Source organism: Bradyrhizobium sp. FW305-F6 (assembly GCF_058782905.1).
This window is the reverse complement of the sequence record NZ_JBYSYD010000004.1, coordinates 689,298-715,000: the sequence shown is the minus strand read 5'-3', so window position 1 is coordinate 715,000 and position 25,703 is coordinate 689,298. Positions and strand designations below refer to the sequence as shown.

The window sequence follows — 25,703 nt, the reverse complement described above, 5'->3', positions numbered from 1 at the left end:
GTTACCTCACCTTCAACCTGCTCATGGCTAGATCACTAGGTTTCGGGTCTAATACAACGAACTTGACGCCCTATTCAGACTCGCTTTCGCTACGCCTTCGCCTATCGGCTTAAGCTTGCTCGTTAAATTAAGTCGCTGGCCCATAATACAAAAGGTACGATGTCACCCAGAACGAATCTTGAGCTCCATCTGTTTGTAGGTGTCCGGTTTCAGGTCTATTTCACTCCCCTCGTCGGGGTGCTTTTCACCTTTCCCTCACGGTACTGGTTCACTATCGGTCGCTGAGGAGTACTTAGGCTTGGAGGGTGGTCCCCCCGTGTTCAGACAGGATTGCACGTGTCCCGCCTTACTCGTGGATACATCATCGCATTACTCGTACGGGGCTATCACCCTCTAAGGCCCAGCTTTCCTGACTGGTTCCGATTGTCTTTGATGTATCACTGGCCTGGTCCGCGTTCGCTCGCCACTACTAACGGAGTCTCTGTTGATGTCCTTTCCTCCAGGTACTTAGATGTTTCAGTTCCCTGGGTTCGCTTGAAACCTCCTATGTATTCAGAAGTCTCATACCTTCTCTTGATAACCGGAAATCCAAAACCTTGCGGTTTCAGATCCTCTCGGTCTCCCAATCGAACCCCAAAACCAAGGTCTTGGAGTTCCGGCTATCGAAGGTGGGTTTCCCCATTCGGAAATCCGCGGATCAAAGCTTCTTCGCAGCTCCCCACGGCTTATCGCAGCGTAGCACGTCCTTCATCGCCTCTCAGCGCCAAGGCATCCACCGAACACCCTTAAGGCACTTGATTGCTCTCATTATCAATGTCCACACACTCGGCAGAATGTTGTCTGCACGATTGCCTTGCGGCGCGCACCCTCGATGAATGCTACGTGCAGCCGGACATTGACTAGAAAGACCAGCTTGCTTCGTAAGATCGTTCCGATAGCGAGGCGGTCAAGCTTCGCTAAAAGGATCATTTTACAACTCGAAAGCCAACCTTGCGGTCGGACGCGAGCGCCGAAAATGACCCGGAGATAATGGAGGATGCGCGCGGATATTCTCCACACGACCCAACTCGGATCGATCTCCTCTTTACGATGTCAGAAAACACGCATCTTGCTGTCTATCCAGACTAGCAGGATGCGAAGTGATGTTTCGCGGACGACGGTGCATGACCTCGGTGATCAAACCATCTGGTGGAGCCAGACGGGATCGAACCGACGACCTCATGCTTGCAAAGCACGCGCTCTCCCAGCTGAGCTATGGCCCCGTAACCAGAAGACGAATGCTCGTTTGATAGCCCGCCTTCGCCAAGGCTACGGCGCGGCAGCCTTCGTCTCGAAGGGCTTGCCTAGCCGAAGCAGCGAAGCGCGAAGGCTGGTGGGCCTGGGAAGACTTGAACTTCCGACCTCACGCTTATCAAGCGCGCGCTCTAACCAACTGAGCTACAAGCCCCTAACGCATATCCCGTCAGGGACCGTGGGATCCTGCGCGACGCAGGCCCAGCGCGTGTTCGTCCGCGAAGAAAGAGAAACGAAGACGGCGAAATCCCGCCAATGCAGCTCAACGATCTGGCGATCTGTTGGCCACTGATGTTTCTAAAACGGTTCGATAGAAGCAAGCTTCTGAAGAACCATCCTTAGAAAGGAGGTGATCCAGCCGCAGGTTCCCCTACGGCTACCTTGTTACGACTTCACCCCAGTCGCTGACCCTACCGTGGCCGGCTGCCTCCCTTGCGGGTTAGCGCACCGTCTTCAGGTAAAACCAACTCCCATGGTGTGACGGGCGGTGTGTACAAGGCCCGGGAACGTATTCACCGTGGCGTGCTGATCCACGATTACTAGCGATTCCAACTTCATGGGCTCGAGTTGCAGAGCCCAATCCGAACTGAGACGGCTTTTTGAGATTTGCGAAGGGTCGCCCCTTAGCATCCCATTGTCACCGCCATTGTAGCACGTGTGTAGCCCAGCCCGTAAGGGCCATGAGGACTTGACGTCATCCCCACCTTCCTCGCGGCTTATCACCGGCAGTCTCCTTAGAGTGCTCAACTAAATGGTAGCAACTAAGGACGGGGGTTGCGCTCGTTGCGGGACTTAACCCAACATCTCACGACACGAGCTGACGACAGCCATGCAGCACCTGTGCTCCAGGCTCCGAAGAGAAGGTCACATCTCTGCGACCGGTCCTGGACATGTCAAGGGCTGGTAAGGTTCTGCGCGTTGCGTCGAATTAAACCACATGCTCCACCGCTTGTGCGGGCCCCCGTCAATTCCTTTGAGTTTTAATCTTGCGACCGTACTCCCCAGGCGGAATGCTTAAAGCGTTAGCTGCGCCACTAGTGAGTAAACCCACTAACGGCTGGCATTCATCGTTTACGGCGTGGACTACCAGGGTATCTAATCCTGTTTGCTCCCCACGCTTTCGTGCCTCAGCGTCAGTATCGGGCCAGTGAGCCGCCTTCGCCACTGGTGTTCTTGCGAATATCTACGAATTTCACCTCTACACTCGCAGTTCCACTCACCTCTCCCGAACTCAAGATCTTCAGTATCAAAGGCAGTTCTGGAGTTGAGCTCCAGGATTTCACCCCTGACTTAAAGACCCGCCTACGCACCCTTTACGCCCAGTGATTCCGAGCAACGCTAGCCCCCTTCGTATTACCGCGGCTGCTGGCACGAAGTTAGCCGGGGCTTATTCTTGCGGTACCGTCATTATCTTCCCGCACAAAAGAGCTTTACAACCCTAGGGCCTTCATCACTCACGCGGCATGGCTGGATCAGGGTTGCCCCCATTGTCCAATATTCCCCACTGCTGCCTCCCGTAGGAGTTTGGGCCGTGTCTCAGTCCCAATGTGGCTGATCATCCTCTCAGACCAGCTACTGATCGTCGCCTTGGTGAGCCATTACCTCACCAACTAGCTAATCAGACGCGGGCCGATCTTTCGGCGATAAATCTTTCCCCGTAAGGGCTTATCCGGTATTAGCACAAGTTTCCCTGTGTTGTTCCGAACCAAAAGGTACGTTCCCACGCGTTACTCACCCGTCTGCCGCTGACGTATTGCTACGCCCGCTCGACTTGCATGTGTTAAGCCTGCCGCCAGCGTTCGCTCTGAGCCAGGATCAAACTCTCAAGTTGGACTTGAACTTTGAACCGGCTGATCACAACGTTTGACGAGGTCCCACCATTTTTCCGACGACCGAAGCCGCCGAGCTGCCCGCGATTCACATCGCTGGCAACGATGGTGTTTCCTTTAAAACGTGTACCGCCGAAGTCTTTCGTCCGGTCCCGATCCAAGAAGCCGAAGCTTCCCGGAAGCGAGACCCGCAAGGACTCCGCCGTCCACGTTTCTCTTTCTTCATCTTCACTTGTCAAACAGCCCGGGACCAGGAGGCCCCAACCTTCCTTGCAGGAAGGGTTCCGACACCCTTACCGACGATGAATGACTCCAACCGACTGGTGTCGATTGTTGTGTCACTCAACAAGGTGAGGAGCATCAGTGGCGCGTCCGCTCGCCTTGGTCAGTGACCCGGCGGCGCCGCGCTCAGTGGTTGGGGTTATAGGCCCCACCTTCCGGGCTGTCAACGCCAATCGTCAACAAATCGTCGCACAGTGGATTGGCGGAAAAAATTACGTGTTTACAGCGCCTTAGAGGACCATGGAGCAGGCTTGCCGGCCTTGGCCCGCGAAAAAACTGAAAAAAAGTTTGGGCTCCGGAGCGGCTCCTGGGACGGCCTGCCGCGCCCCGCCGGGGAGGTCCCTCGCGCCGCCCCGTTGAGGAAGTTTTTTCCATATCTGGCGCCGTACTTGAGCCACAATCCCGCGGCGTTCTGATAAGGAGACAAGCTTGAATCGCGGGATGCCTGTGGGGGCTGCCGGCGATTTTCATGGGGTCAGAGGAAGGCGATCTTGCAAATGACGCGGCCTTCCCCGGACATTCGAAAGACATCGCGAGCGCTTCACCCGTCCTGCTGTTCGTAATTCGGCCAGCCCCAGCTGAGGGGCTTTCTGGGCGCGGACGGCTGTGCGGCTTGCCTTTTCCGGCGATCCCCGTTCAAGAGGGCACCCGGGGACAGGTTCGAAACGAGCACTTGGGTCGTTGAATTGGGGGACTTGGGTTGAACCACAGGACGTCACGCGGCGCTTACGGGCGTGAGACCGGGATCATCGATCTCGGCCACGAGCCGCCGCTATCCGTCGATGGTTCTGAAGCCGCCGTGATCGATCGCCGTCGCGTCTCGGTGCAATGGTTCAGCGGCACGATCCTGACCGGACTCTGCGGCGCAGCCCTGATCGGCGGCGCCGTTTTCGCATCGCTCGACGGCGAGATGACGTTCGCCAAGGTGCCGGAGCGGGTCGAAGGCGCGCTGCGCGGTGCATTCGGCGCCGCAGATCGCGCCGCCACGCTGCACAAGAGCGACCGCCTGCCGCCACCGAGCGAATCCACGGCGTCGCGCAACGTCATGCGCGTCTCGACCGTCGCCCGCGTCGGCAACCGCGACGTGATGCGGGTGCGCCCCTTCGTCCGGATCGCCGGCAATCTGTCGATGACGACGAGCGATCTGTCGGCGAAGATCCCGCCGTTCAACGCCCAGCGCCTGCTCACCGATGTCGGCTCTGATCCGAAGACGGCGACCGACGATCCCAACAATCCCGAAGCCGTCGAGCCCGACGCGGAAGTGTCCTTTGTCACCAAGGACCTGTCGCAGGTGCTGCCGAAGGCCAAGATTTCCGCCGTGGTGGCGCTCGACGACATCCTGATGCGGGTGCGCGACGCCGCCAATTGGCGCGGCAATGGCGGGGTGCGCTACGCATCGCTCGCCAATGCCACCGCCGACGTCTCCGGCGCGACCGGCGCGACAGACATCAGAAGTGCCTACGCTCCCGAAGCGTCCTCGTCAGATCCCTATGCCGGTTTCGAGACGCGCGTGGTGCCGGAAAACGTCACGCTGCTGCCCAAGACCAAGGAGCAGATCACCGGCGGCAATCCCAACGGTGAACGCGTCCACATGGTCAGGAAGGGCGACAGCGTCGCCGGCGTGCTGCGCGATCTCGGCGCCACCGCCGAGGAGATCAAGGCGATCACCGCGACGCTCGGCCCGCGCGGCCGCGACGGCGGCCTGAAGGAAGGCGAGAAGCTCCGCATCCTGATGGCGCCCGCAAGCCCCGGCGCCCGCCTGCAACCCTACCGTGTCGTCATCGCCAACGAGACGATGGTCGAGGCGATAGCGGCGCTGTCCGACCTCGGCAGATACGTCGCGGTCGACGTCTCCAGCATGAACACCGTGGCGGACGCCGCGGCGAACGCCAGCAGCGACGACGACGACGATGACGACGGCTCCGGCGTGCGGCTCTACCAGAGCATCTACGAGACCGCGATGCGCAACAAGGTCCCGATGCCCGTCATCGAGGACATGATCAAGATCTACTCCTACGACGTCGACTTCCAGCGCAAGGTCCAGCCCGGCGATTCCTTCGACGTGTTCTACGCCGGCGAGGACGAGGGCGTGACCGCGACCGAGAAGAACGAGGTGCTGTTCGCCTCGCTCACCGTCGCCGGCGAGACCAAGAAATACTACCGCTACCAGAGCCCCGACGACGGCCTCGTCGATTATTACGACGAGACCGGCAAAAGCGCGAAGAAGTTCCTGGTTCGAAAGCCCGTCAATAACGCCATCATGCGCTCCGGCTTCGGCGGCCGCCGCCATCCGATCCTCGGCTACGTGAAGATGCATACCGGCGTCGACTGGTCCACCTCCTACGGCACGCCGATCTTCGCCTCCGGCAACGGCGTGATCGAGAAGGCCGGCCCCGAGGGCGGCTACGGCAAGTACATCCGCATCAAGCACGCCAACGGCTACGAGACCGCCTACGGCCACATGTCGGCCTTCGCCAAGGGCATGGAGCCCGGCAAGAAGGTGCGGCAGGGCCAGGTGATCGGCTTCGTCGGCTCGTCCGGCCTGTCGACCGGCCCGCACGTCCATTACGAGATCCTGGTCAACAACCGCTTCGTCGATCCGATGCGCGTGAAGCTGCCGCGCGGCCGTTCGCTGGAAGGCCCGATGCTGGCAAGCTTCGAGAAGGAGCGCGACCGGCTCGACGGCATGATGAGCGGCCGCGGCGGCGCCATCGCCCGCATATCCGACGCCACCGGCGGGCCGCTGCAAGTCACCAACCGGTAAGCCGGCAAGCGCCGATATCGACCGGAATTTTCAGACAAGATTTCAAACAATGACGCCTCTCAGCGAGGCACGTTTTGCCGTGTCGCAACGTCAAGTTTCGTTTGCCAAAGCGGCGCGAGCGGCGAATACTTTCCAAAAAACGGGAGGTCTCGCCATGAAGAACAGGCTCGCCTGCGCAGCCGCCGTCGCTGCGCTGTTGTCCACGACGAGCGCGTCGGCCGAAGGCTGGGAGGTCACGACGCTGGTCCCGGGCTCGGCGTTCCACGGCGTGCACGGGCTTGGTGTCGACAAGGCCGGCCGTCTGTTCGCCGGCAGCGTCGCGGGCGCGGCGCTTTACGAGGTGGACATTGCCGGACGTAGCGCCAAGGTTGCAATCCCGGCGCCGGTCGGAATGGCCGACGACATCGCATTCGCGCCCGACGGCACCATGGCCTGGACTGGTTTCCTCGTCGGCGATCTCTATGCGCGCAAGGGCGACGGCCCGGTCAAGAAGCTCGCCTCCGGCCTGCCCGGCGTCAATTCGCTTGCCTTCCGCAAGGACGGCCGGCTTTACGCCACCACCGTTTTCCTCGGCGATGCCCTCTATGAAATCGACGTCGAGGGCGTCAAGCCACCGCCAGATCATGGAGAAGATGGGCGGCCTCAACGGTTTCGAGTTCGGCCCCGACGACAAGCTCTACGGTCCGCTCTGGTTCAAGGGCCAGGTCGCAAGGGTCGATGTCGACAAGGCCGAGCTGACCGTCGTTGCCGAAGGCTTCAAGATTCCGGCCGCGGTGAACTTCGATTCCAAGGGCAACCTGTTTGTCATCGACACCGCGCTCGGCCAGCTCGTCAGGGTCGATCCCAAATCAGGCAGCAAGACCATGGTGGCGCAATTGAAGCCGTCCCTGGACAATCTCGCCATCGACGACAAGGACCGCATCTACATCTCGAACATGGCCGACAACGGCATCCAGGAGGTCGATCCCGCGACCGGCCAGGCCAAGCAGATCATCAGCGGCAAGCTCGCGCTGCCCGGCGGCATCGGTGTCACCTCGGAGAACGGCAAGGATACGATCCACGTCGCCGACGTGTTCGCCTATCGCACCGTGGACGGTGCGACCGGCGAGGTCACCGAAAAGGCGCGCATGCATGCCGCCGGCACGACGCTCGAATATCCCATGAGTGCGACGGCGAAGGGCAACGACGTGATCCTGTCGAGCTGGTTCACCGGCACCGTGCAGGTGATCGACGGCAAGACCGGCGCGACGCGCGACATGCTGCACGGCTTCAAGGCGCCGCATGACGCGGTCGTGCTCGCCGACGGAAGCATCCTGGTATCCGAGCTCGGGACCAAATCACTGGTCAAGGTGAGCGGTGAGCACGGCAAGGACCGCACCACCCTGATCGGCGATCTCGAGGGTCCGATGGGGCTCGTCCGCGGCGCCGGCGACGAGGTCTACGTCACCGAAGCCTTTGCGGGCGTCGTTTCCAGGATCGACATCAAGGGCGGAAAGACCGTCATCGCCAAAGACCTTAAGATGCCCGAAGGCATCGCGCACACAAGCGACGGCCAGCTGATCGTGGCCGAGGTCGGCGCCAAGCGGCTGATCGCGATTGCCCCCGAGAGCGGCAAGATCTCCGAGATCGCCGCCAATCTCCCGATCGGCCTGACTGGCGCACCCAACGGCCTGCCGACGCATATCCCCACCGGCGTCGCGGTCGGCGCCACGGGTACGATCTATGTCAGCTCGGACGTAGAGAACGCGATCTACAAGGTGACGAAGAAGTAGCATCCGTCGGAACATGACCTGACCGCGGAACCCGCACGCGGGCTCCGGGTTGGAGGCTGACGGAAGCCGACCACAGGAGGATCGCCCATGACGCGCCTCTCACGCGACGACGTCGTCAAGGCCGTGGACCGCGCCGACGACGTCACCATCGCCCAGATCATCGGAACCGGCGCCACCGCCGAGGAGCTCACGGAAGCCCAGGCCTGGCTCGCCAATGACGAGCCTATGATCAACGATCTGCGCCCGCTGGCGCAGGGCCGGGTGCGCGAGCTTGTGGATATTTTGTCGGAGCTCGATGAGGACGAGGAGGACGGTATCGGACCGGGCTCCGCCTCCGTCCCGTAAAGCATGATCCGGAAAAGTGCGAAGCGGTTTTCCGGAAAGATCATGCACAAACAACAACCTGAAGCGCGATGACGATTCATCCAAATCTCATCGCGCTTTAGAGCGCCGGCAAAGCAAAGAAACGCCCCGGAGAGGTTGACCTCTCCGGGGCGTTTGTCGACTCAGGCTTCGAACGCCGGCTCTCAGTTCAGCTTCCGCTTCGACACCGGCGCCTCGAACTGCGTGATCTCCGCCGTCTGAGGTGCCTTGCCGTTGAAGGTCAGCACGTTGCCTTCGGACGAAATCGCCACGGTGTCGCCGTCCCTGACGTCGCCAGCCAGGATCATCTCGGCGAGCGGATCCTGGAGGTGACGCTGGATCACCCGCTTCAGCGGCCTTGCGCCGTAAGCAGGATCCCAGCCCTTGGCGGCGAGCCAGTCGCGGCCGGCAGCATCGAGGCTCAGCACGATCTTGCGATCGGTCAGGAGCTTCTGGAGACGTGCGAACTGGATCTCGACGATCCGGCCCATCTCGCTCCGCTGCAGGCGGTGGAACAGGATGATCTCGTCGACACGGTTGAGGAATTCGGGGCGGAAATGCGCCCGCACCGTTCCCATCACCTGCTCGCGCACGGCCGAGGTGTCTTCCCCCTCCGGCTGGTTCACCAGATATTCCGAACCGAGGTTCGAGGTCATGATGATCAACGTGTTGCGGAAGTCCACGGTGCGGCCCTGACCATCGGTCAGGCGGCCGTCGTCGAGCACTTGCAACAGGACGTTGAAGACGTCGGGGTGCGCCTTCTCGATCTCGTCGAACAGCACCACCTGGTAGGGCCGGCGCCGCACCGCCTCGGTGAGCGCACCGCCCTCGTCATAACCGACATAGCCCGGAGGCGCTCCGATCAGCCGCGAGACCGAGTGCTTCTCCATGTATTCGGACATGTCGAGGCGGACCATCGCGGTCTCGTCGTTGAACAGGTACTCCGCGAGCGCTTTCGTCAGCTCGGTCTTGCCGACGCCGGTCGGCCCCAGGAACATGAACGAGCCGGTGGGGCGGTTCGGGTCCTGCAGGCCCGCGCGCGAGCGGCGCACGGCGGTCGCGACCGCACGCACGGCCTCGGCCTGGCCGACGACGCGTTTGCCGAGCTGCTCCTCCATCTTCAGGAGCTTCTCCTTTTCGCCTTCCAGCATCTTGTCGACAGGCACGCCGGTCCAGCGCGAGACCACCTGCGCGATGTGGTTGGCGGTGACCGCCTCCTCCATCATCTCACCGGAGTTCTCCTTAGCTTCGATATCCGCAAGCTGCTTCTCCAGCTGCGGGATCCGGCCATAGGCCAGTTCGCCGGCCTTCTGGAATTCGCCGCGCCGCTGCGCGTTGGCGAGCTCGACACGCAGACCATCGAGCTCGGCCTTCAGCTTCTGGGCATCGGAAAGCTTGTTCTTCTCCGCGCTCCAGCGCGCCGTCAACGCCGCCGACTTCTCCTCGAGCTCGGCAAGGTCCTTCTCCAGCGTCTGGAGCCTGGACTTGGAGCCGGAATCGCTCTCCTTCTTCAGCGCTTCCTGCTCGATCTTGAGCCGGATGATCTCGCGGTCGAGCGAATCCAGCTCTTCCGGCTTGGAATCGACCTGCATCTTCAGCCGCGCCGCCGCCTCGTCCATGAGGTCGATGGCCTTGTCGGGCAGGAAGCGGTCGGTGATGTAGCGGTTGGACAGCGTCGTCGCCGCCACCAGCGCGGAATCGGTGATCCGCACGCCATGGTGCTGCTCGTACTTGTCCTTCAGCCCGCGCAGGATCGAGATGGTGTCCTCGACCGAGGGCTCGCTGACGAAGATCGGCTGGAAGCGCCGCGCCAACGCAGCGTCCTTCTCGACGTGCTTCTGGTACTCGTCGAGCGTGGTCGCGCCGATGCAGTGCAGCTCGCCGCGGGCGAGCGCGGGCTTGAGCAGGTTGGAGGCGTCCATGGCGCCGTCGCCCTTGCCGGCGCCGATCAGCGTGTGCATCTCGTCGATGAACAGGATGAAGGTGCCCTCGCTGCCGGTCACTTCCTGCAGCACCGCCTTCAGCCGCTCCTCGAACTCGCCGCGATATTTCGCACCCGCGATCAGCGCGCCGAGGTCGAGCGAGAGCAGCTTCTTGTCTTTCAGGCTTTCGGGAACGTCGCCATTGACGATGCGCAGCGCGAGCCCTTCGGCGATGGCGGTCTTGCCCACGCCGGGCTCGCCGATCAGGACGGGGTTGTTCTTGGTCCGGCGCGACAGCACTTGAATCGTACGGCGGATCTCCTCGTCGCGGCCGATGACAGGATCGAGCTTGCCGTCGCGCGCCGCCTGGGTCAGGTCGCGGGCATATTTCTTCAGGGCGTCATAGGCGTTCTCGGCAGTCGCGGAGTCCGCCGTGCGCCCCTTGCGCAGCGCTTCAATGGCAGCGTTGAGGTTTTGCGGGGTGACGCCGCCCTTGGCGAGGATGGTGCCGGCCTCGCTGGTCTTCTCCAGCGTCAGGCCGAGCAGGAGACGCTCAACCGTGACGAAACTGTCGCCCGCCTTCTCGCCAGCCTTCTCGGCGGCGTCGAAGGTGCGGGCAAGGTCGGGCGCCAGGTAGATCTGGCCGGCGCCGCCGCCGGAAACCTTCGGCACCTTGTTGAGGGCGTCCTCGGTCGCCTTCAGGATCGCACGGGAATTGCCGCCAGCGCGATCGATCAGACCGGCTGCGAGCCCTTCATTGTCGTCCAGGAGGACTTTCAGGACGTGCAGGGTGGAAAACTGTTGGTGCCCCTCGCGCATCGCGAGCGACTGCGCAGACTGGATGAAGCCCCTGGAGCGTTCGGTGTACTTCTCGATGTTCATCTTCTGTCCCTCGGCCTGCCCCTGGGGCCCACTTAGGCACCCCAATACGGCATCTTCACTGGGTTTCCGCTGACCGCCTTGAGGTTTCTCAAGCGGTAACGGTCGTGTTTTGCCGACGCTGCCGCCGGCCTGAGCCAGATGTGGGAAGCGGGTTGCGGATGCGAAAGAGGCAAGTTCACAATTTCGTGCGCACCAATTTCGTACGCTTTTGGGCGGGCTTGGCGGCGGCAGGCCGAATCCCTTAAGTAGCCGCATGACCTTCAGCCACACTGCCGAGATCACCGGCCTCTACCGCTACCCCATCAAGGGCCTGACGCCGGAGCGCCTGTCGCGCGTCCCTTTGCGGACGGGCCAGACCCTGCCGGCCGACCGCCGCTACGCCATCGAGAACGGCCCAAGTGGGTTCGATCCCGAGGCGCCCCAGTGGAAGCCGAAAATCCAGTTCCTGATGCTGGCGCGCAATGAGCGCCTGGCGGCGCTCGACAGCCGGTTCGACGATGCCAGCAATGTCCTGACCATCCGCAAGGACGGCCAGATCGTCGCGAGCGGCGATCTCGAGACCGCGGCCGGGCGCGCCGCCATCGAGGCCTTTTTCAGCGCGAACTTTCAGCCCGAATTGAAGGGGCCGCCCAAGGTTCTCTCGGGCCGCGACCACAGCTTCTCCGATGTCGCCCGCAAGGTCGTGTCCATCATCAATCTCGACAGCGTCCGCGCCATCGAGGCCATGCTCGGCGGAGTCGCCGTGCATCCGCTGCGCTTCCGCGCCAATCTCTACGTCGAGGGCTGGCCGGCCTGGTCGGAGCTCGATCTCGTCGGCCAGACGCTCGCGATTGGGCAGGCCCGCCTGAAAGTGGTCAAGCGCATCGTCCGCTGCCCGGCCACCAATGTCGACCCCGTCACCGCCGAGCGCGATCTCGAGATCCCGCCCACGCTCTCGCGCCATCTCGGCCACATGGATTGCGGCATCTATGCCGAGGTGGTCGAAGGCGGCGAGATCGGCGTTGGTGACGCGGTGGCAGTGGAAGAGCCGAGATTGGTGTGAGCGAACTCCGCTGGCTCAACACGCTCCGTCATTGCGGGCGCAGCCGTAGGGTGGGCAAAGGCGCTCTTGCGCCGTGCCCACCATCTCGTTGAGCGGAGGGAAGTGGTGGGCACGCTTCGCTTTGCCCACCCTACCAGACCGTCGCTACGGATAGATCGTCAATTCGGCATCACATACGCATAGATCCTGCCGCGCGAGACCGGCGCTTCGCGGACCCGGTTGCCGTTGTTGCCGGAGATCATGATCGGATTGCCCTGCGCATCGATGCCGGTGATGATGCCGACATGACCGCCGCGGCGGCCGCGCGACATCACGGCGATGGCGCCGACCTGCGGGCCGGACACACGCGTGCCGTAGCGCGCGAACGAGCTCGCCATGTCGGACCCGGTGCCCTGATGGCCGGTCTTTTGCAGCACCATGTTCATGAAGCGTGCGCACCACAGACTGCCGCGGCCGGTCGGATTGCCGCCGATATAGCGCCGCGCTTCCGAGACGAGACCGGAGCCGCCGCCGAAGCCGCCGCTCATGGCGGCGTTGTCGCCGCTGCCCGCATAGCTCGCCTGCACGGCCGGGCTCATGTTGCGCGCGCGGCTGACGCGGCCGGATCGGCCGACATTGCGACCCTGCATCTCGGCGCCGCCCCATGAGTTCATGTTCGAGCCCATGTAGCCGTTCGCGTTGAAGTTCATGCTGCCGCCATTGGCGTTCGGGTCGTAGCTCGCAAAGCTGTTACCGAAGCCCGCCTGCAATTGCGCTGCGTTGCGCTCGAAGCCCGAGCTGCGCGCGTGGGAGCGATAATGATGATATCTGCCGGCATGATGCGCGTGAGCGTATCGCTCTGCGCTGTGACGATGATACGGCCGTGCCGAGGCCGGAGAAACCAACACGGCGAACGCCGCGAAGAACAGCGCCAGCGCGACAATACAACGCGACAGGCGAGACGCAAACAACTCGAACATTCTTCATCCTTCTTGACACCCCCACTTCCCACCGGCCCGTGCAATGACCGGCATCCGCTTGGCCGTTAAGCCGCCCGATGTGGCGAGAAAAAGACGAGACGTCCGGGAATGGCTGCGATGATTTTGTGTCGATGCTCCGCTGCTGCTGCCGCATTGCCGACACGGGCATTAACTGCGATCCTCGAACACGGCTTGAAACAGAGGGAAACGGTTAATGCCCCACGCCACGACCAAGGACGGCGTCCGCATCTATTTCGAGGAGGCGGGCCAGGGAACGCCGATACTTTTTCTGCACGAGTTCGCGGCCGACTACACCAATTGGGAGCCGCAGATGCGCTACTTCTCGCGCGGTCACCGCTGCATCACCTATTCGGCGCGCGGCTATACGCCGTCCGACGTGCCCGATGGCGAGGTCTACACCTACACGCATTTCTACACCGACGCGCTCGCAGTGCTCGACCATCTCGGGATCGATCGCGCCCATCTCGTGGGATTGTCGATGGGCGCCTACTCCTCGCTCCAGATCGGGCTCAACGCGCCGCAGCGCGCGCTGTCGATGACGCTCGCCGGCGTCGGCTCCGGCTCGGAGATCGAGAACCTGGAAGCCTGGCGCAAGCAGTGCCGCGCCAATGCCGAGCAGTACGACACGCTCGGCTCGGCGGACGTCGCAAAGGTCACGCGCGAGGCGCCGAGCCGGATTCCCTTCCTGGTCAAGGATCCCCGCGGCCACGCCGATTTCTATGCCGCGCTGGCACGGCACGATGCCAGGGGATCTGCCAACACGATGCGCGGCTTCCAGGGCGGCCGTCCCTCGATCTACACGATGACGGACGCGATCAAGGCCGTTGCAACACCCGCGCTGATCATCTGCGGCGACGAGGACGATCCCTGCATCGGGCCGAGCCTGTTCCTGAAGAAGCACCTGCCCGCGGCGGGGCTCGCGATGTTTCCGAAGTCCGGCCACGTGCTCAACCTGGAAGAGCCCGCGTTGTTCAACGAGAGCGTGGAACGGTTCGTCACGCTGGTGGAGGCGGGCCGCTGGCCGGTCCGGGATGCGAGGTCTTTGGCTCCACATTAGCTGTCATTCCGGGATGCGCCGAAGGCGCAGACCCGAATCCATCGGGCCGCAAACAGTGTGGCACGATGGATTCCGGGCTCGCGCTCTGCGCGCCCCGGAATGACGGAGAGAGATTATTTCCCCTCGCCCCGGCTCAGCAGAAACACCGCCTGCTCCCCGAACATGTTCCACACCCACCAGGGCAGGTTCAGCGGCACCGGGCGGCCGTAAAGGTCGAGCGCCACCGAACGCTCCATCTTGACGTTGATCTCGTCGCAGAGCTCGACGAAATCCTTGATGGTGCAGAAATGGATATTGGCGGTGTCGTACCAGGTCGCAGGTAGATTCTCGGTGCGCGGCATGTGGCCGCCGATCAGGAGTTGGAGCCGCATCTTCCAGAACCCGAAATTCGGGAACGACACGATGGCGCGGCGACCGATGCGCAGAAGATTCTCCAGCACCACACGCGGCTGCCGCGTCGCCTGCAGCGTCTGCGACAGGATCACGTAGTCGAAGGCATCGTCGGGATAATTGACGAGATCGGTGTCGGCGTCTCCCTGCACCACCGCGAGCCCTTTGGCGACGCAGCGATTGACGCCCTCGCGCGACAGTTCGATGCCGCGGCCGTCGATGCCGCGGGCCTCGAGCAGCTGAAGCAGATCGCCCTCGCCGCAGCCGACATCGAGCACCTTCGAGCCCGGCTTGACCATCTCGGCCACCAGCAGATGATCGACGCGATAATCACCGGAGGGCTTGGCCGCAACGCCGTCCAGCGGCAATACTTCCTGCACGGACATCTTAGCGATCCTTCAATCCACGGGCCTTGCCTGCCGATTGCAGGAAGGCGCGGGAGATGTCGAAGAACTCGGGCACGTCGAGCAGGAAGGCGTCATGGCCCCGATCGGTCTCGATCTCGGCGAACGACACCCGCGCGCTCGAGGCGTTCAGCGCATGCACCAGCGCGCGCGATTCCGAAGTCGGGAACAGCCAGTCGCTGGTGAAGGAGACCACGCAGAAGCGCGTCTTGATGTCGGCGAACGCCTTCGCCAGCACGCCGCCGTGGTCGGCGGCGATGTCGAAATAGTCCATCGCGCGCGTCAGATAGAGATAGGAGTTGGCATCGAAGCGCTCGACGAAGGACGAGCCCTGGTAGCGCAGATAGGACTCGACCTGGAAATCGGCATCGAAAGAGAACGTCGGCAGTTCGCGGTCCTGCATGCGACGGCCGAACTTGCGATGCAGCGCCGCGTCGGAGAGATAGGTGATGTGCGCCGCCATCCGCGCCACCGCGAGCCCGCGGTGCGGATGGGTGCCGCGATCGGCATAGCCGCCGCCGTCCCAGTCGGGGTCTGCCATCACGGCCTGGCGGCCGAGTTCATGGAAGGCGATGTTCTGAGCCGAGTGCCGCGTCGCGCAGGCGATCGCCAGCGCGGAGAATACGCGGGCAGGATAGGCCGCGGTCCATTGCAGCACCTGCATGCCGCCCATCGAACCGCCGACGACCGCAAACAGCGTATCGATGCCGAGCCGATCAATCAGCATCGCCTGCGCGCGCACCATGTCGGGGATGGTAATGACGGGGAAGTCCAGGCCCCAGACCTTGCCGGTGGCGGGATTGATCGACGCCGGGCCGGTCGAGCCCATGCAGCCGCCGATCACGTTGGAGCAGATGATGAAGTAGTGCTTGGGGTCGATGGGCCGGCCGGGACCGACCAGCGTCTCCCACCAGCCGGGCTTGCCGGTCACGGGATGCACATTGGCGACATGCTGGTCGCCAGTCAGCGCATGGCAGATCAGGATCGCGTTGGAGCGATCGGCGTTGAGCTCGCCATAGGTCTGGTAAGCGATCTGGAACGGGGTGAGATCGACGCCGCAATCGAGCCGCAGCGGCTGCTCGGCGCCAAAATTCGCGAGATGCGAGCTTGGATGATCCACCTCGTGCGAGCGCTCGTCGGCGCTGATCGCAGGACTTGGTATCGACTTGACGCCACCCATTTGACCATCGACCTCATGTGCGATCGGACTTCGGACCGCAGTGACATCAGGCCATGAAAAACCCGGCCTGAACGATAGGTTCGGCCGGGATCGAAAGCGTCCCCGGCCTGTTTAGCGAGTTTTTTAACGTGGCTGCAAGCCGGCCGGCTCAAATGACCACGGAACGGGCAAAAGCTACCGTCTTGGGCGGTTTTCGTCAAGTCGCGGCCCGGATCAGCCCAATTCGCCTGCCTCGCGTCGGCCGGAAAGGACTTCATTTCTCTTTGCTTTCGCCGCCCCGACTGCCTAATCAGGACATTCCCCATCGGAACGATCGACGACCAGACATGTCCCAACGTCCGCCCGCGCCACCATCATTGCAGGAACTGCGCAAGGAGATCGATGCGATCGACGAGAGCATGCATCGCCTGCTGATGCAGCGCGGCGACATCATCGACCGGCTGATCCAGGTGAAGCAGACCCAGGAGGTCGGCTCCGCGTTCCGCCCGGCGCGCGAGGCTTCCATGATGCGCGAGATCGTGCAGCGTCATCGCGGCATCCTGCCGCTCGACACGGTCGAGAGCATCTGGCGCGTCATCATTTCGACCTTCACCTATGTGCAGGCGCCGTTCTCCGTGCATGCCGACGTCTCGGTGAGCGAGCCGGCGATGCGCGATTCGGCGCGCTTCCATTTCGGCTTCACCGTGCCTTACGTCGCGCATTTCAGCGCGCAGGCCGCGGTCGAGGCGGTGGCGAAATCCAAGGGCGACCTGGCGCTGGTCTCGGCGACCTCCAGCCGAACCCCTTGGTGGCTGTCGCTGGAGGCGGAAGGCGCGCCGAAAATCATCGCGCGGATGCCCTTCGTCGAGCGTGCCGACCATCCGGCCGCATTGCCGGTGTTTGCGATCTCGCGCGTCGCCGACAGCGCCCTGGTGACAGAGGTCGAGACCTTCAGCGTGCGTGTCTCGGGCTGGAACGCCGAGGTCGCGCGCGCGCTGTCGCCGCTGGCCGAGATCGTGGCGGTGCCCGATACCGCCTTCGACGGCGCTGCGCTGCTGGTCTCGGTCACGAGCGCAACGAGCATCGAGAAAATCAAGGCTGCCCTGATCGAGGCGGGGGCCTCGGTCCGCTCCGTGGCCCTCGTCGGCAGCCACGCAACGCGCTATACGGTGCCCCCGACCGGGGCGAAATCGTAAACCGCGCGCCTCGCTATTTCGGAGTTCAAGATGTCCCGCCCCGTGCCGAATCCCGGCATTCTCGATATTGCGCCCTACACGCCCGGCAAGAGCCCGGTGCCGGAGCCGGGCCGCAAGGTGTTCAAGCTCTCGGCCAACGAAACGCCGTTCGGGCCCTCGCCCAAGGCGATCGAGGCGTTCAAGCGCGTGGCGGATCATCTGGAGGACTATCCGGAAGGCACCTCGCGCGTGCTGCGCGAGGCGATCGGCCGCTCCTTCGGGCTCGATCCCAACCGCATCATCTGCGGCGCCGGCTCGGACGAGATCCTCAATTTGCTCGCCCACACCTATCTCGGCCAGGGCGACGAGGCGATCTCCACCACGCACGGCTTCCTGGTCTACCCGATCGCGACCATGGCGGTCGGCGCCAAGAACGTCGTGGCGCAGGAGAAGAACCTCACCTGCGACGTCGACGCCATCCTGGCCGCCGTCACGCCGAAGACGAAGCTGGTCTGGCTTGCCAATCCCAACAATCCGACCGGGACCTACATCCCGTTCGACGAGGTCAAGCGGCTGCGCGCCGGCCTGCCGTCGCACGTCCTGCTGGTGCTCGACGCCGCCTATTGCGACTACGTCTCGCGCAACGATTACGAAATGGGGATCGAGCTCGTCGCCACCACCGAGAACACGGTGGTGACGCACACCTTCTCCAAGATCCACGGCCTCGCTGCGCTCCGCATCGGCTGGATGTTCGGGCCCGAGCACGTCGTCGACGCCGTCAACCGCATCCGCGGTCCCTTCAACGTGTCGACGCCGGCGATGTACGCTGCCGTCGCCGCGATCGAGGACACCGCGCACCAGGCGATGTCGAAGCAGTTCACCGAGACCTGGCGCAATCGCCTCACCGAGGAGATCGGCAAGCTCGGCCTGAAGGTGACGCCGAGCGTCGCCAATTTCGTGCTGATCCACTTCCCGACCGAGAAGGGCAGGACCGCGGACGAGGCCGACGCCTTCCTCACCAAGCGCGGCCTCGTGCTGCGCGGCCTGAAGAACTACGGCCTGCCGCACTCGCTGCGCATGACCATCGGCACCGAGGAGGCCAACCGCCTCGTGGTCGACGGCTTGCGCGACTTCCTGGCCGGCAAATGAATGCTGATCCGCACTTCCGGCGCGTCGCACTGATCGGCTTCGGCCTGATCGGCGGCTCGATCGCGCGTGCTGCGAAGCTGCAGGGCCTGGCGGACGAGATCGTCACCACCGCGCGCTCGGAGAAGACGCGCGCGCGCGTCGCCGAGCTCGGTATCGTCGATGAGGTCGTGGCGACCAATGCGGAGGCCGTGAAGGATGCCGATCTCGTCATCCTCTGCATTCCCGTCGGCGCCTGCGGACCCGTGGCAGAGGAGATCGCCGCGCATCTGAAACCCGGTGCCATCGTCTCCGACGTCGGTTCGGTCAAGGGCGCGGTGGTCCGGGACATGGCCCCGCATCTGCCGAACGGCATTCATTTCGTGCCGGCGCATCCCGTCGCCGGCACCGAGCACTCGGGCCCGGATTCCGGCTTCGCCGAACTCTTCATCAACCGCTGGTGCATCCTGACCCCGCCTGAGGGCACCGATGCAGCAGCCACGGAACATCTGCGCGCGTTCTGGGCGGCGATGGGCGCCAAGGTCGAGGTGATGACGCCCGATCATCACGATCTCGTGCTCGCCATCACCAGCCATCTGCCGCATCTGATCGCCTACACCATCGTCGGCACCGCCGACGAGCTGGCACAGGTGACGGAATCCGAGGTGATCAAGTTCTCCGCCGGCGGCTTTCGCGATTTCACCCGCATCGCCGCCTCCGATCCGACGATGTGGCGCGACGTGTTCCTCGCCAACAAGGAGGCCGTGCTGGAGATGCTCGGCACCTTCACCGAGGATCTCTCCAAGCTCACGCGCGCGATCCGGCGCGGCGACGGCGAGGCGCTGTTCGACCACTTCACCCGCACCCGCGCCATCCGCCGCGGCATCGTCGAGATCGGCCAGGATTCGGCGGCGCCCGATTTCGGCCGCCAGCACGGCGCGCTGAAGAAGCCGTAGCTTGGGCCGTCATTCCGGGGCGCCCGTAGGGCGAGCACGGAATCCATCGGGCCCCAGCGCACGCGGTTAAACGGATTCCGGGTTCGATGCTGCGCATCGCCCCGGAATGACGAGAGAGGCTTCAATACAGCGGCGGGATCTGGCCGACCTTGACCGGGCCGAGCAGCACGGCTCCGTCGACGAATTTCAGCGGGAAGCTGCGCGCCTTCTTGCCTTCCAGCGTCGTCTCGCTGCCGATCGAATTGATGCCGGCGGCAACGCCCGCATTGGCGTTCTGCTTGATGACCTTGCCGAGGCCGGGCACGGCGCGGTCGAGCGCGCCGAACAGATTGTTGAGGTCCTGCGTCTTCACCCCCGGCACAACGCGGTCGAGCGTGGCCTGCGGCACGCCCTCCTCCAGCATCTTCTCGATGCCGAGCGCCGGGATCACGCGCTCGAGGCCGGTCACCGTCATCTGCAATTCGCCATCGAGCCGGCCGTTGGGCGACAGGCCGAGCTTGCCGGCCGCAACCGCAATCATCTCGCCCTGCTGGATCCGCGACTGCACGATCTCGATGTGACCGCCGGCCGCCTGGATCTCGCGGAAGCGCTCCGGCCAGGGTTTTGGCGTGAGGTCCGAAAGGCCGGTGATCTTGGCGCGGGTGTCCGCCGCGAACGGCTCGGCGAGCAGCGGATGCACGCCCTGGACGCTGCCCTGCGCGACATGCAGCACGGTTTCGATCACGGGACGATCCGTTGAAGATCCCTCGGCGAGGCGCCCGTGCAGCTCGATCTGCTTGGCACCGGCGAGCGGCACCTGCACGCTGCCGTCGAGGCGGTTGAGCGTGGGGTCGTCGAACACGATCGAGGCACGGTCCGGGACAGCCGGCAGGCCGGCGACGCTAGCGCGAGCCTTGCTCCAATTGACGGTGAAGGTGTTCTGCGTGATGCCGTCGATCAGCGTCGCCGGCGCGGAGAATTCGGCGATGATGCGCTTGGGATCGTAGACCTGGGCGACGACCAGGATGTTGTCGAGCTTCGCCGTGAACGGCGTCTTGCTCGCGTTCTGCGAGACCAGGGCAACGCTGGCGCCCGAGCACTGGACCTCGAACCGGAACGGGAAGCCCGCGATCGAGCGCTTGGCGCAATCATAGATGCGGCCGGCCTTGGCTTCCTGCGCCCGCCAGGCGTCCGCGGCGATTTCGGCCTGCGAGGCCGCATAGAACCAGAAGCAGGTCCAGGCGACTGCGAGGATCAGGACGAGAACGGGTGCGATGAAAAGGCCCCAACGGGAGCGGCGGCCTGCGGCAACGGTCATATTGGACATGCGGCGACCCTTTGACCCCAGATTCAGGCAAATGTAAGCGAGGCCGGTCTGCGACGAAAGGCGCAGAAATCGCTTCGCTTGGGCGCAGGGTTCTGGTAGCCGTGCCCGAAATGTCCGAAATCACCCTCCCCTCCGTCACCGCTGCCAAGGGCGACCTCTGGGTGTTCGGCTACGGCTCGCTGATGTGGCGGCCGGGCTTCGACTTCGAGGAACGCGTCCCGGCGCGGCTGGTCGGCGAGCATCGCGCGCTCTGCGTCTACTCCTTCGTGCATCGTGGCACGCCGGAAAAGCCGGGCCTGGTGCTCGGTCTCGACCGCGGCGGCGCCTGCCGCGGCATCGCCTTCCGCGTCGCCGAGAAGAACCGTGCCGAGGTGGTCGCATATTTGCGCGCACGCGAGCAGGTCACCTCGGTCTATCGCGAGGTGATGCGCTCGGTGTGGCTGGAGAACGATGCGCGCCAGCGGGTCTCCGCGCTCGCCTACGTCGTCGATCGCGGCCATGTGCAATATGCCGGCCGGCTGTCGCTTGCCGAGCAGCACCGCCATGTCCTCCAGGGTCACGGCCAGTCCGGCGCCAACCGCGACTATGTCACCGCGACGGTGAAGGCGATCGAGGCCGAGGGCTTTCGCGACACGCAGCTGCATCAGCTCGCATTGATGCTGCATGGTGACGCGCATTCCCTGCACGCGCCGGCTCCGGCCGAAGACCGCGACAGCCGCTAACCGCCGCTCGGCGCATAGCTCGGCGCCGAGCCGATCAACTGCTCCTGCTCCTTCCGGCCCGCATCGACGAGACGACCGGTCGCATCCTCGATCGCGGCTTGCACACGCGCGAGAAATTCGTCCTTCGGCAGGCCCGGCGGCAACGGCTGGAGAAACTCCACCACCAGCGTGCCGGGATAGCGCATGAAGGTGCGGCGCGGCCAGAACAGGCCGGAATTGAGCGCGACCGGCAGGCAGGGCACGCCGCAGGACGAATAGATCTGCGCAAAGCCGGTCTTGTAATCCGGCGGCGCGCCCGGCGCGCGGCGCGTGCCTTCCGGAAAGATGACGAGTTGTTTTCCGCTGCGCACGGCCTCGCGCGCCCGCCGGGTCATGTCGAGCAGCGCCTTCACGCCGGCATTGCGGTCGATCGCGATCATTCCGGTCTTGACCAGGAACTGGCCGAACACCGGGATCTGCATGAGCTGCCGCTTCAGGATGAAGATCGGCCGGTTGAAGAAACCCGGCAGCACGAACGTCTCCCAGAACGACTGATGCTTGGCCACGATCAGCAACGGGCCCTCCGGGATGTTCTCGACACCCCGGAATTCCACCTTGATGTTGCAGACCACGCGCATGAGGAACAGCGTTGCCTTCGCCCACCATTCGGCGACCGTCAGCATCGCGCGCGGCGGCAGCATGAAGGTCGGCAGCGCCACGATGGCAAGACAGACCAGCACGGCGTAGAACAGCACGTTGAACACGAGCGATCGCAGGAAAATCAGGAACATCGATGGTCCGATCAATTGCTCGTCAATTGGCCTGTGCGGTGGCGGGCCGCTTCGGCTTCTGGCCTTGAGGCTGCTCCGACATCTCGGGCCAAAGGTCAATCCCGAAATCCTCGAGCCGGACCCTGAGCTCCGCGGCGACGTATTTGACATATTCCGACAGCAGCAGCCGCAAGGTCGAGCCGGAGATCCACCATGGCTCCTCGCGCCATTTGTCGCCGACCACAGCGAACGGGATCAACGTAGTTTGCGGCATCACGTGCGAGAATTCCACCAGCGCGCGCGGCATATGGTAGTTGGAGGTGACTACGATCAGCGATGTGAATCGGCGTTCCTCGGCCCATCGCCGCGCCTCCGCGGCATTGCCGCGGGTCGAGAGCGCGGTGCGGTCGAGATCGACGCAGCAGGTCATGAAGGATTGGTTCTCCGGCAAGGTGCGCGAGATGTCGCTCGCCGTCGAGGTCGGATGCACGCCGGAGATCAGGAGCCGCCTGCCATAACCGGCAGCGAGCAATTCCATCGCGTCCGACACCCGCGAGGAGCCGCCGGTCAGGACGACGATGCCGTCCGCCTTGCGATCGGGCACCTTCTCGGCGCCGCGCAATTGCGCCAGGAACGCAACGAAGCCCGCGGCCGCAACGACGAAGGCAAGCGCGATCGTCGACACGATGGTCGCGCGCAGCCAGCCGCGCGGCAGTTTCGGCGATCGATCGTCGGTCGGCGCGGTCATGCGATGTCGGAAATCCCTTCCCTGGGTGGATTTTAGGATGTTTTGAGGCGAAGTGGAGTCCGGTTTCTCAATCCTAGTCGACGTCGTTCAACGTCGCGAACAGCGTCTGACGTGAGGCGACGGCGGTGATGGCCCCGATCAACACGGCCTGGACGGCGAGCACGATGTAGCCGGACGGCCGCAGCGAGAAAGTGCCGAGCAGCGCGGCGAACTGGTCGCCGACGGGGGTACCGGAGAACCAGCCCGCAATGGACTCGGAGAAGCCGAACACCAGCATGGCGGCGCCGCCGCCGATCACGCCGCCCTCGAGGCCCAGCCTGAGGAAATGCCGCAGGAAGTGGTTGGCGATGTAGCGGTCGCCGGCACCGACGAAATGCAGGACCTCGACGATCGGACGGTTCGCCGCCATGGCGCCGCGGGTCGCGAACGACACCGAGATGATCGTGGCGATGATGACGAGCGCGAGGATGCCGAGGCCGGCCAGCACGGTGGCGTTCGTCATCAGGCGCATGCGCTCGATCCAGGCGCGATGATCGTCGACGCTCGCACTCGGCGCGACCTGGGTGACGCGCGCGCGCAAAGCGCCGAGATCGAGCAGCGTGCCCGGCTGCACGCGGGCAATGATCATGCGCGGCACCGGCAGATCGTCCATCGACAGCCCGGTGCCGAGCCAGGGCTCGAGCAGCTTGCCGCTCTCGTCCCTGGTGAACGGCCTGACCTCGACGATGCCGGCTTGCGCGCGCATCGCCTCCGTCACCGCCGCGGTGTCGCGATCGAGATCACGGCCGGCCTGCGGACGGACCTGGATGGTGATCTCGCTTGCGACGTCCGACTGCCATTCGGCTGCGGAGGCGCTCACCAGCAGCACCGAGCCCGTGGCCATCGAGGCGAGGAACGTCATGATGGCGACGACGGCGAGCAGCGCTCTGCCGTGGATCGAGGCGCGCGGCACGATCGGCGACATGTTGCGCGCCTTGGCCGGAAGCTGCGGACGCTCCTGCCCGAGGTCCACCAGCACGCCGCGCTCGTCGGTCCTACTCATAGACGTGCAGCCGTCCCTGATGCAGCACCAGGCGCCGCGCCTCGTACTGGTCCATCAGGCCGATGTCGTGTGTGGCGATGATGACGGCGGTGCCTGACTTGTTAAGCTCGATGAACAGCCGCAGCAGACGGCGGCCGAGCGTCGGGTCGACGCTGCCGGTCGGCTCGTCCGCGAGCAGCAGCTGCGGCCGCGAGATCACGGCGCGCGCGATCGCCGCGCGCTGCTTCTCGCCGCCCGACAGGATTGGCGGCAGCGCGTCCATGCGCTCGCCGAGCCCCACCCAGCGCAACAGGTCGATCACCTCCTTGCGGTAGCTCGACTCGCTGCGACCCATCACGCGGAACGGCAGCGCGACGTTCTCGTAGGTGGTCATGTGGTCGAGCAGGCGAAAATCCTGGAGCACGATGCCGATGCGCTTGCGCAAGTCAGCGATCTCGTCCTTGCCGAGCTGCGAGATGTCGTGGCCGAACAGATTGACGAGGCCCCGCGTCGGCCGATGCGACAGGAACAGCAGGCGCAGCAGGGAGGTCTTGCCGGCGCCGGACGGTCCGGTGAGAAACTGGAAGGAATGCGCCGGAATCTGGAAGCTGAGATCGCGCAGGATCTCCGGCCCCAGGCCGTAACGCAATCCGACATTTTCGAACCGAACCAAGCTCAGCTCCGTTCGAGAGGGGGTCGCATTGCGGCGCTCCGCCATGCGCGATCAACGGGTTTTGCCGCCGTTATGGTTTCCGGTTCGTTAACGGTCGGCCTGTAGCATAAAGGGCGCCCGGTTCTCCATGACAAGGGCAACGCCAAGACCAGTCCACGACCTCGTTCATGCATCAAGGCTCGTCCATGCATATCGTCTGCCCCCATTGTATGACATCCTACGCCATCAAGCTCGCCAGCCTTGGGGCGAACGGACGGGCGGTCCGCTGCTCCCGCTGCAAGGAGACCTGGATCGCCCATGCCGAAGACGCCATCGAGGAGGCGTCCGTTCCGGCGATGGCAGAGGCCAGCCGAGCCGACGACCAGTCAGACCTCGCCGAGCAATGGAACTCTTATGCTAGGGACGACGGCGCCACTGATGCGCCCGTCGTCGACAGCCCCTCGATTGCCAGCGACTTGCCGGGTGAGGATTCCCGGGACACCGAAGACGAATGGTCGGCGGCGGCCCGCGAGGCCGAGGAGGAAGTCGCCGGCGTACAGCACCAGTCCTGGTTCCGCAGCCTGTTCCGGCGCCGCGGCGCGCGGGTGAGCCGCCCCGTCCCCACCGCGCCTCCGCGCAAATCCTATCTTGGCCTGCCCACCGCCTGCGCCGCGATGGGCGCGCTGGTGCTGGCTCTGGTGATCTGGCGCGGCGACGTTGTGCGGCTGCTCCCCCAGACGGCAGCCTTCTACAAGATCGTCGGGCTCGAGGTGAATCTGCGCGGCCTTGCCTTCAAGGACGTCAAGCTTTCCAGCGAAACCGTGGACGGTAAGCAGGTGCTAGTGATCGAAGGCGTGATCGTCGGGGCGAGCAAGAAGCCGCTCGACATCCCGCGCCTACGCTTTGCCGTGCGTGACGCGCAAGGCGCGGAAATCTATGCCTGGAACACGGTGCTGGAACAGACCGTGCTCCGGCCCGGCGAGCGCGCCTTCTTCCGCTCGCGCCTGGCTTCGCCGCCGCCGGAGGGCCGCAATATCGATGTTCGTTTCTTTAACCGGCGCGACATTGCCGGCGGCAACGTATAATCGCCCCTCCAAGGGAGATTGATCC

Annotated in this window: 18 protein-coding genes, 2 tRNA genes, 2 rRNA genes, 1 pseudogene and 1 riboswitch (1 of these 24 only partly in view); of the genes and pseudogenes, 10 read left to right on the top strand and 13 right to left on the bottom strand. The window is 64.0% G+C overall.

Annotated features, from left to right (window positions below):
* From AC3WLX_RS27805 to AC3WLX_RS27790, 4 genes are all read right to left on the bottom strand, one after another.
* Window positions 1-800: ribosomal RNA gene (locus AC3WLX_RS27805) — 23S ribosomal RNA — on the bottom strand (it extends 2,047 nt beyond the left edge of the window).
* A gap of 386 nt (window positions 801-1,186) precedes the next feature.
* Window positions 1,187-1,262: transfer RNA gene (locus tag AC3WLX_RS27800), tRNA-Ala, on the bottom strand.
* Between the two features lie 108 nt (window positions 1,263-1,370).
* Window positions 1,371-1,447 (bottom strand) — tRNA-Ile (locus AC3WLX_RS27795).
* Between the two features lie 188 nt (window positions 1,448-1,635).
* Window positions 1,636-3,124 (bottom strand): 16S ribosomal RNA (locus tag AC3WLX_RS27790).
* The 16S and 23S rRNA genes sit together here with 2 tRNA genes alongside, the layout of an rRNA operon.
* Before the next feature lie 980 nt (window positions 3,125-4,104).
* Here AC3WLX_RS27790 and AC3WLX_RS27785 point away from each other — a divergent pair.
* The 3 genes and pseudogenes from AC3WLX_RS27785 to AC3WLX_RS27775 all read left to right on the top strand — a co-directional run bounded on the left by AC3WLX_RS27785 (window position 4,105) and on the right by AC3WLX_RS27775 (window position 8,285).
* Entirely contained in the window at window positions 4,105-6,168 is a 2,064-nt protein-coding gene (locus AC3WLX_RS27785; RefSeq protein ID WP_492338357.1) for a peptidoglycan DD-metalloendopeptidase family protein, read from the top strand.
* Between the two features lie 154 nt (window positions 6,169-6,322).
* Window positions 6,323-7,940 (top strand): annotated as a pseudogene (locus AC3WLX_RS27780) (hypothetical protein).
* Window positions 7,941-8,027: 87 nt separating this feature from the next.
* The gene (locus AC3WLX_RS27775) at window positions 8,028-8,285 is read left to right on the top strand and encodes a hypothetical protein (RefSeq protein WP_492338356.1); all 258 of its coding nucleotides are present in this window, start codon (window positions 8,028-8,030) and stop codon (window positions 8,283-8,285) included.
* Between the two features lie 182 nt (window positions 8,286-8,467).
* Here AC3WLX_RS27775 and clpB read toward each other — a convergent pair whose 3' ends face one another.
* Window positions 8,468-11,107, bottom strand: coding sequence for an ATP-dependent chaperone ClpB (gene clpB, locus AC3WLX_RS27770; RefSeq protein ID WP_291624406.1), 2,640 nt, complete (start codon window positions 11,105-11,107; stop codon window positions 8,468-8,470).
* A gap of 253 nt (window positions 11,108-11,360) precedes the next feature.
* Here clpB and AC3WLX_RS27765 point away from each other — a divergent pair, with 253 nt between their 5' ends.
* On the top strand, window positions 11,361-12,149 hold the full coding sequence (locus AC3WLX_RS27765) for an MOSC domain-containing protein (protein ID WP_492338355.1): 789 nt from the start codon (window positions 11,361-11,363) through the stop codon (window positions 12,147-12,149).
* Window positions 12,150-12,307: 158 nt separating this feature from the next.
* On the opposite strand, the gene AC3WLX_RS27760 is transcribed toward AC3WLX_RS27765, so the two are convergent.
* Window positions 12,308-13,108 carry a TIGR02594 family protein gene (locus tag AC3WLX_RS27760; RefSeq protein WP_291624408.1) on the bottom strand — a complete coding sequence of 267 codons (801 nt, stop codon included), beginning with the start codon at window positions 13,106-13,108 and terminating at the stop codon, window positions 12,308-12,310.
* Between the two features lie 214 nt (window positions 13,109-13,322).
* Here AC3WLX_RS27760 and AC3WLX_RS27755 point away from each other — a divergent pair, with 214 nt between their 5' ends.
* Window positions 13,323-14,186, top strand: coding sequence for an alpha/beta fold hydrolase (locus tag AC3WLX_RS27755; RefSeq protein WP_492338354.1), 864 nt, complete (start codon window positions 13,323-13,325; stop codon window positions 14,184-14,186).
* 113 nt (window positions 14,187-14,299) lie between these two features.
* Here the strand turns inward: AC3WLX_RS27755 and metW are convergent, their stop codons facing one another.
* Complete coding sequence (gene metW / locus AC3WLX_RS27750; RefSeq protein ID WP_492338353.1) at window positions 14,300-14,962, bottom strand: methionine biosynthesis protein MetW; 663 nt, start codon at window positions 14,960-14,962, stop codon at window positions 14,300-14,302.
* Between the two features lies 1 nt (window position 14,963).
* On the bottom strand, window positions 14,964-16,160 hold the full coding sequence (gene metX / locus AC3WLX_RS27745; RefSeq protein WP_492338352.1) for a homoserine O-acetyltransferase MetX: 1,197 nt from the start codon (window positions 16,158-16,160) through the stop codon (window positions 14,964-14,966).
* 90 nt (window positions 16,161-16,250) lie between these two features.
* Window positions 16,251-16,330, bottom strand: a riboswitch (SAM riboswitch).
* A gap of 156 nt (window positions 16,331-16,486) precedes the next feature.
* Here metX and AC3WLX_RS27740 point away from each other — a divergent pair.
* Genes AC3WLX_RS27740 through AC3WLX_RS27730 form a run of 3 tightly spaced genes read left to right on the top strand, consistent with a single transcriptional unit; the run spans window position 16,487 to window position 19,395 of the window.
* Complete coding sequence (locus tag AC3WLX_RS27740; RefSeq protein ID WP_492338351.1) at window positions 16,487-17,335, top strand: chorismate mutase; 849 nt, start codon at window positions 16,487-16,489, stop codon at window positions 17,333-17,335.
* Between the two features lie 30 nt (window positions 17,336-17,365).
* Window positions 17,366-18,463: a histidinol-phosphate transaminase gene (gene hisC, locus AC3WLX_RS27735; protein ID WP_492338350.1), complete on the top strand. Its 1,098-nt coding sequence runs from the start codon at window positions 17,366-17,368 to the stop codon at window positions 18,461-18,463.
* On the top strand, window positions 18,460-19,395 hold the full coding sequence (locus AC3WLX_RS27730; protein WP_492338349.1) for a prephenate/arogenate dehydrogenase family protein: 936 nt from the start codon (window positions 18,460-18,462) through the stop codon (window positions 19,393-19,395). Before hisC ends, AC3WLX_RS27730 begins: the two co-directional genes overlap by 4 nt.
* A gap of 121 nt (window positions 19,396-19,516) precedes the next feature.
* On the opposite strand, the gene AC3WLX_RS27725 is transcribed toward AC3WLX_RS27730, so the two are convergent.
* A complete protein-coding gene (locus AC3WLX_RS27725; RefSeq protein ID WP_492338348.1) occupies window positions 19,517-20,701 on the bottom strand; it encodes a DUF2125 domain-containing protein in 1,185 nt (394 codons plus the stop codon).
* A gap of 110 nt (window positions 20,702-20,811) precedes the next feature.
* Here AC3WLX_RS27725 and AC3WLX_RS27720 point away from each other — a divergent pair, with 110 nt between their 5' ends.
* The gene (locus tag AC3WLX_RS27720) at window positions 20,812-21,423 is read left to right on the top strand and encodes a gamma-glutamylcyclotransferase (protein ID WP_492338347.1); all 612 of its coding nucleotides are present in this window, start codon (window positions 20,812-20,814) and stop codon (window positions 21,421-21,423) included.
* On the opposite strand, the gene AC3WLX_RS27715 is transcribed toward AC3WLX_RS27720, so the two are convergent.
* The 4 genes from AC3WLX_RS27715 to ftsE all read right to left on the bottom strand — a co-directional run bounded on the left by AC3WLX_RS27715 (window position 21,420) and on the right by ftsE (window position 24,614).
* Complete coding sequence (locus AC3WLX_RS27715; RefSeq protein WP_492338346.1) at window positions 21,420-22,193, bottom strand: lysophospholipid acyltransferase family protein; 774 nt, start codon at window positions 22,191-22,193, stop codon at window positions 21,420-21,422. The two genes, AC3WLX_RS27720 and AC3WLX_RS27715, sit on opposite strands and share 4 nt — an antisense overlap.
* A gap of 22 nt (window positions 22,194-22,215) precedes the next feature.
* Window positions 22,216-22,920, bottom strand: coding sequence for a YdcF family protein (locus tag AC3WLX_RS27710; RefSeq protein ID WP_492338345.1), 705 nt, complete (start codon window positions 22,918-22,920; stop codon window positions 22,216-22,218).
* 73 nt (window positions 22,921-22,993) lie between these two features.
* A complete protein-coding gene (locus AC3WLX_RS27705) occupies window positions 22,994-23,962 on the bottom strand; it encodes a cell division protein FtsX (RefSeq protein ID WP_492338344.1) in 969 nt (322 codons plus the stop codon).
* Entirely contained in the window at window positions 23,955-24,614 is a 660-nt protein-coding gene (ftsE, locus tag AC3WLX_RS27700; RefSeq protein ID WP_063694655.1) for a cell division ATP-binding protein FtsE, read from the bottom strand. The genes AC3WLX_RS27705 and ftsE overlap by 8 nt, the downstream gene beginning before the upstream one ends.
* Window positions 24,615-24,799: 185 nt before the next feature.
* Here ftsE and AC3WLX_RS27695 point away from each other — a divergent pair, with 185 nt between their 5' ends.
* Window positions 24,800-25,678: an MJ0042-type zinc finger domain-containing protein gene (locus AC3WLX_RS27695; RefSeq protein ID WP_492338343.1), complete on the top strand. Its 879-nt coding sequence runs from the start codon at window positions 24,800-24,802 to the stop codon at window positions 25,676-25,678.
* The last annotated feature ends 25 nt before the right edge of the window (window positions 25,679-25,703 follow it).

Excerpts from the sequence above, each read along its gene's own strand:
- AC3WLX_RS27710 (WP_492338345.1), bottom strand. The coding sequence starts at position 22,920 with ATGACCGCGCCGACCGACGATCGATCGCCGAAACTGCCGCGCGGCTGG.
- hisC (WP_492338350.1), top strand. The coding sequence starts at position 17,366 with ATGTCCCGCCCCGTGCCGAATCCCGGCATTCTCGATATTGCGCCCTAC.
- AC3WLX_RS27775 (WP_492338356.1), top strand. The coding sequence starts at position 8,028 with ATGACGCGCCTCTCACGCGACGACGTCGTCAAGGCCGTGGACCGCGCC.
- metX (WP_492338352.1), bottom strand. The coding sequence starts at position 16,160 with ATGGGTGGCGTCAAGTCGATACCAAGTCCTGCGATCAGCGCCGACGAG.
- AC3WLX_RS27720 (WP_492338347.1), top strand. The coding sequence starts at position 20,812 with ATGTCCGAAATCACCCTCCCCTCCGTCACCGCTGCCAAGGGCGACCTC.
- AC3WLX_RS27705 (WP_492338344.1), bottom strand. The coding sequence starts at position 23,962 with ATGAGTAGGACCGACGAGCGCGGCGTGCTGGTGGACCTCGGGCAGGAG.
- AC3WLX_RS27715 (WP_492338346.1), bottom strand. The coding sequence starts at position 22,193 with ATGTTCCTGATTTTCCTGCGATCGCTCGTGTTCAACGTGCTGTTCTAC.
- AC3WLX_RS27695 (WP_492338343.1), top strand. The coding sequence starts at position 24,800 with ATGCATATCGTCTGCCCCCATTGTATGACATCCTACGCCATCAAGCTC.
- AC3WLX_RS27755 (WP_492338354.1), top strand. The coding sequence starts at position 13,323 with ATGCCCCACGCCACGACCAAGGACGGCGTCCGCATCTATTTCGAGGAG.
- metW (WP_492338353.1), bottom strand. The coding sequence starts at position 14,962 with ATGTCCGTGCAGGAAGTATTGCCGCTGGACGGCGTTGCGGCCAAGCCC.
- AC3WLX_RS27740 (WP_492338351.1), top strand. The coding sequence starts at position 16,487 with ATGTCCCAACGTCCGCCCGCGCCACCATCATTGCAGGAACTGCGCAAG.
- AC3WLX_RS27730 (WP_492338349.1), top strand. The coding sequence starts at position 18,460 with ATGAATGCTGATCCGCACTTCCGGCGCGTCGCACTGATCGGCTTCGGC.
- AC3WLX_RS27760 (WP_291624408.1), bottom strand. The coding sequence starts at position 13,108 with ATGTTCGAGTTGTTTGCGTCTCGCCTGTCGCGTTGTATTGTCGCGCTG.
- clpB (WP_291624406.1), bottom strand. The coding sequence starts at position 11,107 with ATGAACATCGAGAAGTACACCGAACGCTCCAGGGGCTTCATCCAGTCT.
- AC3WLX_RS27765 (WP_492338355.1), top strand. The coding sequence starts at position 11,361 with ATGACCTTCAGCCACACTGCCGAGATCACCGGCCTCTACCGCTACCCC.
- AC3WLX_RS27725 (WP_492338348.1), bottom strand. The coding sequence starts at position 20,701 with ATGTCCAATATGACCGTTGCCGCAGGCCGCCGCTCCCGTTGGGGCCTT.